The 15,616-nt window shown below is 70.0% G+C and carries 14 protein-coding genes; 8 read left to right on the top strand and 6 right to left on the bottom strand.

Annotated elements, in window-relative coordinates; genetic code table 11:
* Nucleotides 1–32: 32 nt before the first annotated feature.
* From ABNF93_RS20460 to ABNF93_RS20440, 5 genes are all read left to right on the top strand, one after another.
* A complete protein-coding gene (locus ABNF93_RS20460; RefSeq protein WP_349329713.1) occupies nt 33–647 on the top strand; it encodes a chemotaxis protein CheB in 615 nt (204 codons plus the stop codon).
* A complete protein-coding gene (locus ABNF93_RS20455) occupies nt 644–2,470 on the top strand; it encodes a CheR family methyltransferase (RefSeq protein WP_349329712.1) in 1,827 nt (608 codons plus the stop codon). The genes ABNF93_RS20460 and ABNF93_RS20455 overlap by 4 nt, the downstream gene beginning before the upstream one ends.
* Entirely contained in the window at nt 2,467–3,726 is a 1,260-nt protein-coding gene (locus tag ABNF93_RS20450) for a sensor histidine kinase (protein ID WP_349329711.1), read from the top strand. Before ABNF93_RS20455 ends, ABNF93_RS20450 begins: the two co-directional genes overlap by 4 nt.
* A gap of 30 nt (nt 3,727–3,756) precedes the next feature.
* Nucleotides 3,757–4,419 (top strand): response regulator, encoded by a 663-nt coding sequence (locus tag ABNF93_RS20445; protein WP_349329710.1) that lies wholly within the window; start codon nt 3,757–3,759, stop codon nt 4,417–4,419.
* Between the two features lie 171 nt (nt 4,420–4,590).
* A complete protein-coding gene (locus tag ABNF93_RS20440; protein ID WP_349329709.1) occupies nt 4,591–5,610 on the top strand; it encodes a GAF and ANTAR domain-containing protein in 1,020 nt (339 codons plus the stop codon).
* Nucleotides 5,611–5,874: 264 nt separating this feature from the next.
* On the opposite strand, the gene ABNF93_RS20435 is transcribed toward ABNF93_RS20440, so the two are convergent.
* A complete protein-coding gene (locus ABNF93_RS20435) occupies nt 5,875–6,117 on the bottom strand; it encodes a zinc finger domain-containing protein (protein ID WP_349329708.1) in 243 nt (80 codons plus the stop codon).
* Nucleotides 6,118–6,411: 294 nt separating this feature from the next.
* On the opposite strand from ABNF93_RS20435, the gene ABNF93_RS20430 reads away from it, so the two are divergent.
* Nucleotides 6,412–6,657, top strand: coding sequence for a GntR family transcriptional regulator (locus ABNF93_RS20430; RefSeq protein ID WP_349329707.1), 246 nt, complete (start codon nt 6,412–6,414; stop codon nt 6,655–6,657).
* A gap of 14 nt (nt 6,658–6,671) precedes the next feature.
* Here the strand turns inward: ABNF93_RS20430 and ABNF93_RS20425 are convergent, their stop codons facing one another.
* Nucleotides 6,672–8,360, bottom strand: coding sequence for an amidase family protein (locus tag ABNF93_RS20425; protein WP_349329706.1), 1,689 nt, complete (start codon nt 8,358–8,360; stop codon nt 6,672–6,674).
* A 168-nt stretch (nt 8,361–8,528) separates the two neighbouring features.
* Here ABNF93_RS20425 and ABNF93_RS20420 point away from each other — a divergent pair, with 168 nt between their 5' ends.
* Together ABNF93_RS20420 and otsB are read left to right on the top strand one after the other, a co-directional pair.
* Entirely contained in the window at nt 8,529–8,828 is a 300-nt protein-coding gene (locus ABNF93_RS20420) for a DUF3263 domain-containing protein (protein WP_349329742.1), read from the top strand.
* A gap of 22 nt (nt 8,829–8,850) precedes the next feature.
* On the top strand, nt 8,851–9,693 hold the full coding sequence (gene otsB, locus ABNF93_RS20415) for a trehalose-phosphatase (protein ID WP_349329705.1): 843 nt from the start codon (nt 8,851–8,853) through the stop codon (nt 9,691–9,693).
* Nucleotides 9,694–9,784: 91 nt separating this feature from the next.
* Here the strand turns inward: otsB and ABNF93_RS20410 are convergent, their stop codons facing one another.
* Genes ABNF93_RS20410 through ABNF93_RS20395 form a run of 4 tightly spaced genes read right to left on the bottom strand, consistent with a single transcriptional unit; the run spans nt 9,785 to nt 15,600 of the window.
* Nucleotides 9,785–11,785, bottom strand: a complete 2,001-nt coding sequence (locus ABNF93_RS20410; RefSeq protein WP_349329704.1) for a hypothetical protein — start codon at nt 11,783–11,785, stop codon at nt 9,785–9,787.
* The gene (locus ABNF93_RS20405) at nt 11,785–13,062 is read right to left on the bottom strand and encodes a glycosyltransferase family 4 protein (RefSeq protein ID WP_349329703.1); all 1,278 of its coding nucleotides are present in this window, start codon (nt 13,060–13,062) and stop codon (nt 11,785–11,787) included. The genes ABNF93_RS20410 and ABNF93_RS20405 overlap by 1 nt, the downstream gene beginning before the upstream one ends.
* A gap of 24 nt (nt 13,063–13,086) precedes the next feature.
* Complete coding sequence (locus ABNF93_RS20400) at nt 13,087–14,466, bottom strand: O-antigen ligase family protein (RefSeq protein WP_349329702.1); 1,380 nt, start codon at nt 14,464–14,466, stop codon at nt 13,087–13,089.
* Nucleotides 14,467–14,505: 39 nt separating this feature from the next.
* Nucleotides 14,506–15,600 (bottom strand): glycosyltransferase, encoded by a 1,095-nt coding sequence (locus tag ABNF93_RS20395; protein WP_349329701.1) that lies wholly within the window; start codon nt 15,598–15,600, stop codon nt 14,506–14,508.
* Nucleotides 15,601–15,616: the final 16 nt, after the last annotated feature.

The raw sequence follows: 15,616 nt of genomic DNA, 5'->3' as shown, positions 1-15,616 counted from the left end.
CCGGTTCACTCCCTGTTCGCCGGGATGAGCAGATGTCGTCCCCGGGTCAGGGAGACCAGCTTGGCGCCCCCGCGTACGCCATCCTGGCGATCGCGTCCTCGGCTGGTGGCATCAGCGCCCTGCGGGCGGTTCTCAGCTCGTTCACCGGGGGCTTTCCCGCGCCGGTGCTGCTGGTCCAGCACCTGGATCCGCGCCACGAGACCATTCTCCCGAGCGTTCTGTCCCGCAAGACTTCGCTCAAGGTGAAGCTGGCCGAGGATCGCGAGCAGATCCTCCCCGGCGTCGCCTACGTCGCACCGCCCAACCGCCATCTGCTGGTAGGGCGCGGCGGGGTGTTGTCGTTGACCGAGACCGAGCTGGTCCACTTCGTCCGCCCGTCCGCAGATCTGCTGTTCGAGTCGGTGGCCGCCAGCTTTGCCGACCGTGCCGTCGCCGTGGTCCTCACCGGGAGCGGCACCGACGGTGCCATGGGCGTCCGGGCGGTGAAGGACCGCAACGGTACCGTTATCGTGCAAGATCCCGACGACGCGGAGTTCACCGGAATGCCGCGTGCGGCCATGGAGACCAACGCAGCCGACTTCGTCCTCACGTTGGCCGAGATCGGGCCCGTCATCCAGCGCCTGTTCGAGACTGAGGACCACCGATGACGGAGACCGACAAGGAACTCACGGAGCTGCTCGAGTTCATCCGGGACCTGCGCGGATTCGACTTCAGTACGTACAAACCGTCGACGCTGGGCCGGCGCATCCGCAAGCGGATGCAGGACGTCGACAAGACGTCCTTCGCGGACTACCGCGACCTCCTCGAGGCCGACGCCGACGAGTTCACCCAGCTGTTCAACACGGTGCTCATCAATGTGACGTCGTTCTTCCGCGACCTCGACGCGTGGGACTACCTCCGTGCCGACGTCGTTCCGTCGGTCCTGGAGGCGGCCGGACCCGACGAGGTGCGGGTCTGGAGCGCGGGCTGTTCGTCCGGCGAGGAGGCGTACTCCCTCGCCATGACCTTCGCCGAGGCGATGGGGGTCGAGGCGTTCAGCGAACGGGTCAAGATCTATGCCACGGACATCGACGACAACGCCCTGGCCACTGCTCGCCGGGGAGTGTTCTCGGCCAGGTCGATGGAGGCGGTGCCCGAACCGCTGCAGCAGAAGTACTTCGAGCCCAACGGTCACGGCATGGCGTTCCGTCCTGACCTTCGACGCCGGGTGATCTTCGGCCGACTCGACCTGATCAGCGACGCCCCGATCTCCCGCCTGCACCTGCTGGCGTGCCGCAACACGTTGATGTACTTCAACGCCGAGGCGCAGAACCAGCTGATGAGGCGCCTGCACTTCGCCCTCCGCGACAGCGGCGTGCTGTTCCTCGGCAAGGCCGAGATGCTGATGACCAACGGCTCCCGTTTCGTCCCGATGAACATGCCATACCGGATCTTCCGGTGCCGTCCTGGAAGTCATGTCATGACCGGACCCCTCACGCCACTCGAGGTGACGCGGGGCCTTTCCAGCGAGGCTCTCCGCAGCCGTCAGCTCCGTGATCTGACCCTCGAGACCGACCCGACGGCACGGCTGGTCGTCGACGTCTCCGGCTCCACTGTGCTGATCAACTCCCAGGCGCGGGTGATGTTCGGTCTGACCGAGCGGGACGAGGGTCGGCCGTTGCGCGACCTGGAGGTGTCCTACCGGCCCGCGGAGTTGCGGTCGCTCATCGAGCAGGCCCAGTCCGAGCGGCGCGTCGTCCGCAAGAACGCCGTCGAACGCTCGCTCGGCCCTCACGAGCTGCAGTACCTCGACGTGCGCGTCAACCCGATCGTGGCTCCCGACGGACAGGTCATCGGTAGCGCGGTGACGTTCGTGGACGCGACGGCCTTCGTGCGGCTCCAGCAGGAGGTCAAGACCTCGCGCGAGGAGCTTGAAACCGCCTACGAGGAGCTGCAGTCCACCAACGAAGAACTCGAGACGACCAACGAGGAACTCCAGTCCACCAACGAAGAACTCGAGACGACCAACGAGGAGCTGCAGTCCACCAACGAGGAACTCGAGACCACGAACGAAGAGCTGCAGTCCACCAACGAAGAACTCGAGACGATGAACGAGGAGCTGCGGATCCGTTCGACGGAGTTGGACGAGGTCAACAGCTACCTCGGCGGTGTGCTCTCCAATGTCCCGGTCGGTGTGGTCGTGCTCGATGGCGACCTGCGCGTGCGCACCTGGAACCTGGTCTGCGAGGAGCTTTGGGGCGTCCGCAGCGACGAGGTACTCGGCGAGTCGTTCTTCAGCCTCGATCTCGGTCTGCCGACGGGCGCGCTCCGCCATCCGGTTCGCGCCTGCCTCGACGGCTCCGCTCGCGAGCGCATCGAGCTGGAGGCCGTCAACCGCCGTGGCCAGCCGATCACTTGTGAGGTGACCTGCAGCCCACTCAGCGACCGGACCAGCGGGGTGATCCTCCTCCTGGCGGCGAGGTCGCAGTGAGCGACACGGATGCGCATGCCTGGCGTTCGCGGCTCTCCCAACGGATGTGGGAGATTCGTCGGCGGTTGCCGGATGACGTGGTTGTCCAGGAGGCGTCGGCGGATCTGGAGACCGCGCTGGAGGAGCTCAGCGCGGCCACGGAACAGCTTGCCCAGCAGGCCAACGAACTCGCCGCGCAGCAGACGGAGCTCGCCGAGGAACGGGAGCGCTGGCAGCATCTGTTCGACGTCGCACCCGACGCCATGGTGGTGACGGACAGGGCAGGAATGATCCTCGAGCTCAACCGCCGGGCGAAGCAGCTCTTCCAGCTCGACCTGGCCGGCGCACGTTCCATGACGCTGGCGCTGCGGCTGGCCCCGCCCGTGCGGCACGCGTTCCAGCGGATGCTCCGGGACCCCACCGCTCAGCGCGCCGAACCGCTCACCGTCACTCTCGTGGGAGATCCGGCCGCGGCGTTCCGCGGCGAGTTGCGGTGTGCCGTCGTCGCCACCAACTGGCTGCTGTGGCTCCTGCACGACGTGTCTGCCGCAGAGCACGCCCGGGAGCTGCTCGTGTCCGCCAACGCGAAGGAGAAGGCGGCAGCGGAGCAGCTGCGGAGGGTCGACGCGATGCGTCGTGCGTTCCTGCTCGACGTGTCGCACGACCTGCAGGCGCCCATCGCGGCGATCGTCGGCCTGGCGGAACTCCTGCGTACCCAGGAACTCGACACCCAGGAACGCGACCGGGTGGTCGCGCAGCTCGAGACGTCAGCCCGCGACACCGGGGCGATGCTGCGGGACCTGCTCGACTACCAACGCATCGAGGATGCGGCAACGCCCGCCCAACGCGGCGGAGTCGACGTGGGCGTGATCGTGAAGCGAGCGGCGAGCACGGTGGACGCGAAGGATCATCCCGTCCAACTCGACCTCTCCGCGGCCGTCGCCAACGTCGATGCCGCCATCATCGAACGCATCATCACCAACCTGGTCCGTAACGCCGTCCAGCACACGCCGTCCGGAACGACGATCTGGGTACGCTGCCGGCGGGAACCCGACGGAGTGCTGCTGGTGGTCGAGGACGACGGACCGGGGGTTCCGGTCGATCGCCGGTCGAGCGTGTTCGATCTGTTCCAGCGCGGCCAGCCACGCAACCATACGAGCGGTCTCGGTGTGGGTCTCGCACTCGTCCGGCGCTTCGCCCAGCTGCATGGTGGCTACGCGCGGGTCGAGGAACGGCCGGGCGGTGGTGCCAGCTTCCATGTGCTGCTCAGCGGATGACGTCAGGACGAGGACAAGGGGGGTCCCGCGATGATCCACGTACTCGTGGTCGAGGACGAACGCGCCCTGGCCGGTGCGCTGGAGGTCGCGATCGACGTCCAGCCCGACCTGGAGTGCGTCGGCGCCGTCGGGACGGTGGAGCAGGCCATCCAGCTTGCGACCAAGAAGGTGCCGGACGTTGTTCTCATGGACATCCATCTGCCCGGCGCCGACGGCATCGAGGGCACCTGGAAGATCAAGGCCATCCACCCAACGACACGGGTGCTCATCCTCACCGCGGACGCCACCGTCGACCTCCTGACGGCCGCCGCGGCGGCGGGGGCGGCCGGATTCCTGGCGAAGGACAGTTCGTTCGCTGACATCCTGGCGGCGATTCGTACACCCGTCGGCGAGAAGATCCTGGTCGAGGCCAGCACGCTGGCGGCGCTCGTGGAGGCGGAGTCCTCCGGCGGGAGGCGGTCCGGCCAGCCGGTGGACAACTGGGCGGGACTCACGGCGCGCGAGCAGGAAGTCCTGGCGCTGATGGCGGAAGGTCTCGATCCGCGGGCGATCGCCGGGCGACTCGTCCTGAGCGTCCACACGGTACGTGGGCATGTCAAGAACGTCATGACCAAGGTCGGGGCACACAGCCAGCTGGAGACCGTCGTCGTGGCCACCAGGACCGGGCTGTTGGCCGCGCGGCGTCCGTCGTGACCGGCCGCCCCACCGCTGATCAGATCCTCGACTCGAGCCGGACCTGACCCACTATTCTGCCGGATCCGACCCATTTGGGGGGGGGTCCATCGGACCATCTGAGGCTCGTGCGCCGAGCCGTTGTCTCCTAGCTTCTACTGACTGGCTCCGACGACGCTAGGAACAACCGCCATGGATCACCGAGGACAGGGACTGGCGCGTGCGTTCATCCAGCTCGCGGACACTCTCACCGCCGACTTCGACGAAACCACCTACCTGCAAGAGTTCTGCCGCCACCATGTCGACCTTCTCGACATCGATGCCGCGGAGGTCCTCCTCGGCGACGACGCTGACAGCCTCCTGGCACCGGCTATGGCCGGTGCGTTCGGCGCCCGCGGCGAGCTACCCGCCTCCCACCGGTACGAAGGTCCCGCCCGGCAGGCTGTCAGGACCGGCGAACAGGCGTACGTCAGCGACCTGAGGACGGCGGGACGGCTCTGGCCGCGGTTCGTTCCGGCCGCGATCCGGCTCGGGTACGCGGCCGTCCACGCCTTCCCGATGCGGCTGCGCACGCAGGTCGTCGGCGCGGTCTGCGTTTACCGCGTGCGACCGGGTGCCCTTCCTTCGGACCAGGTGGCGATCGCGCAGGCACTCGCCGACGCCGCGACGATCGGGCTGGTCCAGCACCGCGTGCGCCAGCAACAGGACGTGCTCGTCGCTCAGCTGCAGGGCGCGCTGGACAGCCGCGTGATCATCGAGCAGGCGAAGGGGATACTGGCCGAACGGTGTGGCGTGGATGTCGACAAGGCGTTCGAACAGATGCGGGCGTTCGCCCGCCCGCGCCGCCTCAAGCTGTCCGCCGTCGCCTCGGGCATCGTCCGGGGAGGCGGCGATGTCGCCGCACTCGCCGCGATGTCCGCGCCCTCCCCGCCTTCCCGACGTGCAGCGGATCCTGTTGCGGGCAAGGGGAATCCCGACGTGAACGTGACACTGAACGGCGCCGTGAACGGAAGCGGGAGCGCCACCGGGAACGGGAGCGCCGCTGTGAACGGAGGCGCCAACGGGCGTCGCACCGGGAACGGAAGCGCCAACGGGAACGGCAGGGGCGGCCAGCGGTCAGATACCAGGCGTCTCCTTGCTCTTCCGGTGCCGTCCGGACTGAACGCAATCAGGTCCGGACACGCTGGAGATTCGGCCGTCCCGGACCAATGAGAACGGCCCCCGCCTGAGCGAACCACCTGGACGTGGAGGGGCGCTTTCGGCAGGGGCCGCCCTGGGGGGTCGGGCGCCCGGGTGTTGGGTGTGCTTGGTCCAGGCACACCCAACACCTGGGCTGCCTCCGATGCCCGACCTGTGCATAACCTACTCACGCGTAGCCGGCCGCCGTGTTCGGTTCCCACGAGGCAGTCGCATGCGTAGGCGCCGATTCGGCATGCCAGGGCCGCAGAGTGTGCACGGTCATGAGCGACGAGAGGCCTACGACGTGCCGGAACGCAGGTCCCGTCGGCTGAGATGTTGGCGGTCCATGTCCTGGATCTCGTGGCCGGACGGCGTACGGCACCATCTGCCGGCAGTGGCCTGGCAGGACGGGCACGGTCGCGCGAGGATCCTCGCCAGGATGCCGAGGTCCTGATCCGTCAGTCGGGGGAATCTCGCGCGGACCAGGTCGTCGAAGATCCAGTCCACGATGCCCGAGTCGATGGGGTCACGCTCGCTCACGCGGGTCCTCCTCTGGTGAGGCGTCTCTTGTCCGCTGCCGGTGGTGGGGCGTCTGCCTGCTGCCGGAGTGGCCGCGAAGGGCCGGGTCGGTGCCGCGAAAGGCCGGGTCGATGGCGTGGGGAGGCGGCGGGTCGGGGGATGCCGGTGGTGTGGAGGGCCCGATCCTCGCCTCCGGCGGGGCGACCATCGCCAGGATCGGGCCGCTCGCAGCGCACTATAGCGCACTCGAGCGCATACCAGCGCATACGTGTGGGGAAGCGGTCCGACGTGCACAGACACGTAGCGTCGGGCGACATGCTGGGGCCCGATAACGAGATCGATCACGAAGGACGGCTAGCCCCATACCGGCAGTTGGCGGAGATCCTCAAGGCGAGGATCGCGCGGGGTGACTGGCAGCCAGGCCGGCCGATGGCGTCAGAAAGCCAGCTGATGCAGCAGTACGGTCTTGCACGGTCGACAGTCCGCAAGAGCGTGGCTCTCCTGGTGCAGGAGGGGATTGTCGAGGTCGAGCCTCGACGAGGCACCTACATCGCGGACTGAGCCACGGCGCTGGATCACCCGGTCTGGGGTGGGCGGAATGCTGGCGTCAGGGAGAAGTCGAGTGCCTGCTCGAATGCGTACGCCAGGCGGATGAGCGTCGGCTCGCTCCACGCCGTTCCGATGAATGCGAGCCCGACCGGCAGGCCGTCCGCCGCGCCGGAGGGCACGGTGATCACCGGGTAGCCGGCGACGGCAGCTACCTGCGTGCAGCTGCCCGACACGTGGTCGCCGTTAACCAGGTCGATCTTCCACGCCGGTGGGTAGGTCGGCGCCACAAGGGCGTCGAGATCGTGGGTGCGAAGTGCGGCGTCGATTCCTTCGGTACGCCCGAGCCTGCGGCAGGTCTCCAGCGCCTCGCGGTAGGCGGGATCGTCGAGGCCGCCGGTACGCAAGGCGTCCTCGAAGCGGTCCTGGCCGAAGTGCGCGAGCTCGACGTCGGCGTGCGCGTCGTTGAACGCCATCAGGTCGGCCAGCGTCCTCGGCACACGTAGACCGTCCGAGCCGGCAACCCCGCTGGCCTCGGCAACCCCGCTGGCCTCCGCAACCCCGCTGGCCCCATCAGCCGGGCCTCGTCCGTCGGGAGCGTGGACACCGCGGGTGGCGAGATAGGCCTCGACGCCCACCTTGAACTCGGTGGCGAGAACGGTCATCTCCGCCTCACTCATGGCGAGTTCGTCCAAGCTCGGCAGATTCGCCGGGTCGACGATGGTGGCGCCCTGCGCGGCGAGTACCCGGACGGCCTCCTCGGCGAGCGCGTCGGCGCGTGCGCTGTAGCCCCACAGTCCGTGTCGCGGCAGGCCGATCCGGGCGCCGCGCAGTCCGTCGGACCGGCAGTACGCCTGATAGTCGTCGTACGCCCGCCGTCCCGGCACCGGAGGATCGCCTGCGGGACCACCGTTGCCAGGACCGCGGCCGTCGCCCCTGCCGCCCGTTCTCCCGGCCGATGCGAGGACGCTGAGCAGCAAAGCGGCGTCGCGGACCGTCCGCGCGATCGGGCCGGCCGTGTCCTGGCTGTGCGAGATCGGGACGATGCCGGTGCCGTCGACCAGCCCGGCCGTCGGCTTGATGCCGACGACGCCACACAGGGCCGCGGGGCAGAGGATCGAGCCGTCGGTCTCCGTACCCACCGCCATCGGTGCAAGGCCCGCCGCCACGGCCGCACCGGATCCGGACGACGAACCTCCCGCCGACCGGTCGAGCGCGTGCGGGTTGACGCAGAGCCCGCCGACCGCGCTCCAACCCGACGACGACCCGCTCGAGCGGAAGTTGGCCCATTCCGAGAGGTTCGTCTTGCCGAGGACGACCATCCCGGCGTCCCGCAGCCGGCGTACCAGGGGCGCGTCAGCGGCCGGGCCGGCACCGGCGAGTGCGAGCGACCCGGCAGTCGTACCCATCGCGCCCGCCGTGTCGATGTTGTCCTTGACCAGGACGGATACGCCGTGCAGGGGACCACGCCGCCGCCCGGCCGCGGCCTCGGTGTCGAGCACTGCCGCCTCGGTGACCGCGTCGTTGTTGGTACGGATGACCGAACGCAGGGTAGGCCCCGACCGGTCGACCTCCTCGATCCGGCGCAGGAGTGCCGCCACACCAACGGCCGCCGTCGCGGTCTCGCCACGAGTGGATCCAGGAGAGGGCCTGGACCCGGACCCGGATTCGGGCGTGGACCCGGACGAGGCGGCTGAGAACGGCGGCTCGGGCGACATCGGCCCATGGTGCCGCGTACGGTGGGCCATTGCGAGTGCCGCCGGTGTCCGAGACAGCCCCCGCCTGGCCGGCCCGATGAATGACACCCGTGTGGTTCGTGCGTACCATGGCGGCGAACCGTTGCTCGACGAGGAGGGATGCCTGGGATGGACGCTGCGATGGATCCGATGCTCGGTCCCGGGGCTTCTGCCACCAACCCGTCCCGTACCTCCGGCGATGACCTCTCCGACCGCGACCAGCAGATCCTGACCTTCGAGCGGCAGTGGTGGAAGTACGCAGGTGCAAAGGAACAGGCGATCCGCGACCAGTTCGGCATGTCGGCGACCCGCTACTACCAGGTGCTCAACGCCCTCATCGACCGTGCCGACGCACTCGAGTTCGACCCGCTCCTCGTCAAGCGCCTGCGCCGGCTGCGTTCCAGCCGACAGCGCGCCAGGGCGGCGCGCCGGCTCGGCGTCGAGGTCTGATCCAGGCGCGCAGAGCGAAGCCGTGACATCTCCGGGAGACCGTCTCGTCCCGCGTACGCCTGCGGGTGAGGCCGGCCTCCACTGCCTGCTCGAGCGACCGGGTGAGGCGCTGCTGGCGTTCGACTTCGACGGCGTACTCTCCCCGATCGTCGACGATCCAGACGCCGCCCACGCACATCCCGCGGTAGTGCCGCTGCTGTCCCGCCTCGCCGCCCGCTTCCGCGCGGTCGCCATCGTGACCGGCCGGCCGGCGGAGGTCGTCGTACGTCTCGGCGGGTTCGCGGACGCGCCCGACCTGGGCGGTCTGCTCGTCGTCGGCCACTACGGCGCGGAGCGGTGGGACGCGACGACCGGCGAGATCACCGCACCGCCGGTGCCGGCGGGCGTCGCCGAGGTCCGCGACGCGCTACCGGGCCTGCTTCGCGAGTGGGGTGCGCCGGAGGGTACGGCGATCGAGGACAAGGGCCGGGCCGTCGCCGTCCATGTCCGGCGTACGTCCGATCCGGCGGCGGCCACCGACCTGCTCACCGGCCGCCTCACCGAACTCGCCCAGGCACACGGACTCACCGTGCAACCGGGACGGATGGTGCTGGAGCTGAAACCGCCGGGCATGGACAAGGGCGTCGCGCTGCGCGCCCTCGTGGCGGAGGTCGGCGCGTCCTGCGTGGTGTACTCCGGCGACGACCTGGGTGACCTTCCGGCATACGACGCCGTGGAGGAGTTGCGGGGCGAGGGAATCGCCGGGCTGTTGGTGTGCTCCGGATCCACCGAGGTGACAGCACTCGCCGGGCGGGCCGACGTGGTGGTCGACGGCCCGCCCGGCGTGGTGAGCTACTTCAACGCGCTCGCAGCGCGCCTCGGATAGCTGTTCTGTGTTCGTTCCTCCTTCTGTGGTGGCGTTTCCTGGACGCTGTGGTTGAAATTCCTGGACGTGGCTGCCGCGATCGAACGGACCGTCAGCGGCGACTGGCCGGTGCCGCTGGTTCGGCCTGCCGGGCCGGCGTGCCCGCCTCCGGAGCGTCCGCCGTGTCCATCGGGTCGATCGAGTCGTCCGGATCCGCGTCGTCTTGTGGCTCGCCCGGACTCGGCGCTCGGGTGGGCATGGTCGAGGCCACGGCTGACGGCCCAGGTGCGGTCGCGGTGGTCGAGCCGGTCATCGCCGAGGGCGGCTTGACGGTGTACGACGCGCTGCCGTAGGTCGGGCCCCCTGCGTACGACGATCCGCCCTCGTAGCTCGATCCTCCTGCGTACGACGACCCTCCTGCGTACGACGACCCTCCTGCGTACGACGACCCTCCTGCGTACGACGACCCTCCTGCGTACGACGACCCTCCTGCGTAGGTCGAGTCGCCGGCGTACGGCGGCTCAGGAGTGGTCACGGTGCTCCTGCCAGGTGGGAGGCTCCGCGGGACGTGGACCTCGGTCCGGTCACCGAACCCCTTCGACGCCTCGTCCGCCTGCTCGCGACCCATCAGCGCCAACGGCGCCGATTGTCCGTTCGCCAGCGAGACGTCCACGTGTTCCGGTGTCGCGGGCCGCTGCGGCCGCCCCGTGCTGGTGTCGACGGCGTCGGTGACGATGACACCGGCGACCGGGACGTTCAGCCGACGCAGGACCTGCACCGCCCGGCGGGCGTCGGAGATGTGTGTGGCGCCGGCCCGTACGACCAGGATCGCGGCGTCGGCGTGCGTCGACAGTGGTGAGATGTCACCGCTCGCGAGAACGCCAGGACCGTTGATCACGACGGCGTCGCTCACCCCGGCGGCCAGGTGCATCAGGCGGGCGAACGGCCGGCTGCGCAGGAGGGCGCGGCTGATCTCGGGTTCGGTCGGCTCCGACGTCACGACCCGGAGCCCGACCTGGCTGGACGACACGAGCTCCGCGTCGTCGACGCCGAGCAGCCGCTGGACCGTGTGCGCCGAGCTGCCCGGGAAGTGCCGGGCCAGGGGCGGATGCCGGAGCTGACCCTCGAGCAGGGTGACGTGGTAGTGCTGCTGGGCGAGCCCGAGTGACAGCAGTGCCGACACGAACGTCTTCCCGTCGTCCTGGAACGCGCTCGTCACCAGGAGCCGGCGGCCGGCCGGGTCGGTGAGCGGGGTCAGCGCGGCGATGGCGGTACGGATCGGCCGCGAGATGGCCCGCCGCTTGTACGCCTTGCGGGCACCGTGCCGGAATCCGCTCCGCCCCACCCGTGGCAGCGTCGCGAGGATCGGCAGCCCGAGTTCGTTCTCGATCTGCTCGCAGCTGCGGAGCCGGTTGTCGAAGCGTCGGCGCAGGGAGATCAGGCCGATGCCGGCGAGCAGTCCGAGCAGACCGCCGATGGCCCAGTTGAGCAGCTGGTTGGGTGACGCGGGACTGGTCGGCACGGTCGCCTGGTCGAGTGGCTGGGCGTACAGCGTGCCCTTCCGGCCGGACAGAGCGCCGCCCGCGACCTTTCGGCGCAGTGCGTCGGCGGCGACATTCGCCATCGTCGCGGCGTCGCGCGGGGTCGTCGCCTCAGTGGTCAGGGTGATGATCGCGAGTCCAGGCTCGAAGCTCGCCTTGATGTGACCCAGCACCAGGTCAGGGGGGAGCCGAGTCTCCTGTGCTGTCGTCAGCGCGATCTCGCTCGACTCGGCGAGCCGGGCGACAGACGCGACCATGGCCTGCGCGAGGGCGGGGTCGTAGTGGGACCCGACCCGTCTCGTAGCGTCCCCGTCGGCGCCACCTTCCGTCGTCCCGCCGGGTTGGTTCGACGCCGCGGAGCTCGGCGAGACCGACCCGGTCTCGCCCATCGTCGGGATGCCTTCGGCGTCGTACCCTGCGACCACCGAGGAGGCCTTCGCTTCGAAGGTCGGTGGGAGCTGGGTGGTGATGGCCTGCGCGCCGGCGATCCCGCCGCCGATGGACAGCGCCAGGATGCTGACGGGCCACCGGACGGCCCGCAGTGCGGCGCCCAGGCTGAGAGGTGCACTCACTATCTTTGCCCTTCCTTTTCTCGGGTTCGGCGAGCTGCCGGCGCCTGCGCGGTCGGCGACTGCGCGGTCGGTGATTGCGCGGTCGCCGCGCTGGAACGATGGACGCCGTACGTACGGGCTGGGACGACATGGGTGTCAACCAGCGCTTGCCACGTGCGGCACATGGAGTCGGAAACCGTGCTCCAGCTGAAGAGTTGGGATCGGGTCTGCCCGGCCGCACCGAGTCGGCGGGCGAGAGCGTCGTCGTCGCGGATCTCGGCCAGGCGAGCGATCAGTGCGTCGGTGTCCCCGGCGCGGAAGGTCAGCCCGGCAGGGCCGATCACGTGGGGTATCTCGCCGAGGTTGCTGCCGACCACCGGCACACCGCAGGACATCGCCTCGACCAGCACGCGCCCGAACGGCTCCCTGACCGGCACCTCGGTCCACGGCACGAGGGTGCGGCGGACGGTCTCCGTCGACGGCATGGCGAGGACATCCATGTCGGCCATCAGGCGTGGCAGCTCGAAACGGTTCATCCTGGGCCGGAACGTGACCCGGCCGGGGCGGCGTGCCGCGGCCGCTTCGACAGCTGGGGTCAGGCTGCCCCGGCCGACGACCACCAGGTCGCAGTCGAGCTTCTCCGCGGCCTCGATGAGAGCCGGGATTCCCTTGTGGCGTTCGAGCCAACCCACGTACCCGACGGTGAACGGATGTCCCGACGCGCGGGCTGCCCGCGCCTGCGGATAGGGGCGGAACAACTCTGTGTCGACGCCCTGGGGCACGACCTGGCTCTCGCCCCGGTATCCCCGCGTGCGAAGAACCTTCTCGGCCGCCGGGGTGATGGGGAACGCGCAGTGCACCGAGGCGTACGTCCGGCGCTCGATCTGCGCGAACGGGAAGGGCAGGGTGTGCGGGACGTTCTGCGTGGCGTACAACGTGGCCGGCACGTGCGGCCAGTACCTCCTGCGCATCCTGAGGATCTGGAACGTCGCCGGATAGCCGGCTTCGCCGATGATGTGAAGGACGTCCGGCCGGAGGGTTCTGAGGACTCGCCCGGCGCCGGGGCGGAGCACCACCGCGCCCGGTTGGTCGCCCGCGGCACCTCCGAGGAGCGTGGGGGCGTGGTGGAAGGCCAGATGCGGGTGTTTTCGGGCGAGGAGGTTCAGGTCACGCCGCGCTCGCGGAGACGACCTGGAGGCGAAGACGGTGAGTTCGATGTCGGGCCGCGTGACGAGCGTGGCGATGAGGTCGACCCAGGGTTCGGTCCGCCCACCGACGATGGCCATCACCACATGCATGTCGTCTCGCTTTTCTCGGGGGGTTCAGATCCGGCCGGTCGTCGCCTGCAGAGCGGGGGACGCTTCGGGTCGCGGCCGGGGCAGGTACTGGGCCGGTGCGGCGGCGACCGCGAGGAAGGTGAGGGCCGGCAGCAGGCCGAGCTCCCAGTGCCCGCCGGCCGGTGTCGCGAGACCGCCGCCGATGGCGAAGCCACACGCGAGGGCGGCGAACGCGAGCGGAAGACCGTTGCGGTCCCTGAACCCGGCACGGCCGGCGAGCGCCAGCGGCCACAGCAACGCGACCAGCCCGAGCAGGCCGAGGTTGGCGAGCAGCGTGGTCCAGAAGGAGGAGTAGACCGGGCCGGACGAGGACGGCGTGAACGTGGGAGTCGCGTTGTCGGTCGTACTGTGCCCGAACCCCGTGCCGATGATCGGACTTTCTCTGAAGGCGCGCAGGCCCACGGCGGACCCGGGACCGATTGCGCCGGCCGACTGAGTGAGCTCGCCCGTCATCGTCGACATCCGGCCGGAGAGCTCCGGGCTGACGACCGCGGCGCCGGCGGCGAGCAGGACGGTGGCGAGCGCGCAGACCGCCAGCCGGACGCGGAGTCGTGCGGACCCCCACAGCAGCAGGACCGCCAGCGCGACCACGGTCGACACCCACACCGCCTGCGTACCTGAGAGAACGACGTCCGCCGCGAACGCGACCAGCCCAGCGGCCGCACCGATGCGGCGCCATCCGGACGTGCGCGCCGCGACCACGGCGAGCACGACGAGCGCGAGGGCGGAGAGCGTCCCGCCGGCGCGGGCTGTGCCGATGCCAGCACCGGCTTCAGCGTCGGCTCCGGTGCTGGCTCCGGCCAGCGAGATCGCCGCGAGCGCGAGGGCACCGGCGACCGTGGTGATGGCCGCGGCCGCGCGCCTCCTCGGGGTGGTGAGCGTGTGGGTGGCGAGGAAGAAGTACGCCGGGATGATGCCGACCTGATAGGCCGCGACCAGCACGTCGGCCGGCCGGTAGTCCTGTGCAAGGCCGTGGAGCGCACCGATCAGGACGACGATGACGAGCAGCAGCATCGGCTTGTCGGCCGGTGTCCGTACCGGCCGACCGCGGCGCGGCGCTCCGAGGATGCGCCGGGCGGTGAGAGCGGCCGTGCCCGCGGCGATGGCGCCGATGTGGGTGGCCGCCACCATCCAGGTCTCCCCCGCCGCGACCTGCGTACCGGTGATGACGGCGGCGAGCGCACCGCCGACCATCGCCGCCGGCAGCACCAGCCACGGCAGGGCGAGGAAGCAGAAGAAGCAGATCAGGCCGCTGACGATCGCGAGCCCAAGGGGATCAGGTACGAAGTAGAGGATCGCGGCCCCGGCCGGCCCGAGAATGGCACCGGCCAGCCCGGCCATGACCCAGAAGGTCGAGTTTCTCATTGCTGCTGGCCTTCGCGTGCAGAGCGCGGGTGGTCCTGCTCACCGGTTGGTGGGCGTCGTCAGGTGGTGTCGGATACGAGCGCCCCCGGCCGTTCCGGTGTCGGACCGGCCGACGACCTGGTGGCCCAGAAACGGTGGACTGGTGAGGAATCCGGCCCCCCACGCCAGATGCGTGATGAGGAGCGTGACCGGAAGCCAGAGTTTGCCTCCCGCAGAAAGGCCCCGGCCCGCGAATGCCGCGCCCAGGCAAGCGGTGATGAGGCAGAGGACGGGGATGGCGAGCCCACCGACGACGAGCGGTGGAGACATTGCCAGCAGGCCGACCGCGCACACCACGAGGCCGAGGAGGCAGGTGATCGCTGCCAGCGGCGCGGCGACGGCCCGCCCCTTGAAGGCACCCGGGTAACGCCGGCGAAGTGCGTGTTGCCACTGTCCGTTGAGATAGAACTGCTGGGCGAGAGTGCGTGGCGTGGGCTGCGGCCGGTAGGTCACGCGCATCTCCGGCGTGAACCAGACCGTGCCGCCGGCGTGGTGGACCTGGCCGTCCCGGGTACGGTCGCCTCGCCGGAAGACGCCGAGATAGACGGTGTCCATCGGGCCGGTACGCCCGTTGGTGCGGCGGCTGCCGCGACTTCCGTCGTTGTCGCGGTCGCCGCGGTCGATGCCGAGGCGACTGGCCATGGCCCGGACAACGGCTTCGCCGAAGGCGGACTCGCGTCCGGCCGCCACCGCGGCCGACGATCCATGCTGCTCGCCGTTCGAGGTACCTTCGAGGACCTCGACCGCGCGCCGGAGGTAGCCGGGGCCGAGCATGCCGCGCCCGTCGACGCGGACGATCACGTCGTAGGTCGCCTCGCGGATCGCACTGGCGAGTGCACCGGAGGCTCGGTCCTCGGGCGCTTCCACCAGTCTGACGCGCGGGTCGGTCGCGGCGATCGCGAGCGCGACCCGTTCGGTGCGGTCGCGTGCCGGGCCGAGGACAACGACGAGTTCGAGCGGGCCGGGGTAGTCCTGGCGCAGCACCTGGCGAACGGTCGCCTGCAGGTGGCGTTCGCCCGCACGGATGGCCATGACGACCGACACGCCCGGCCATGTCGCGGCACGGGAGTCCGGCTGACCTCGCGTGCGCTCCATTACTCGCATCCAGGTC

The sequence above is a fragment of the Actinopolymorpha sp. B9G3 genome, from assembly GCF_040120725.1.
Lineage (GTDB): Bacteria > Actinomycetota > Actinomycetes > Propionibacteriales > Actinopolymorphaceae > Thermasporomyces.
The sequence above is the reverse complement of the archived record's forward strand: the minus strand, read 5'-3'. Positions and strand labels throughout refer to the sequence as shown.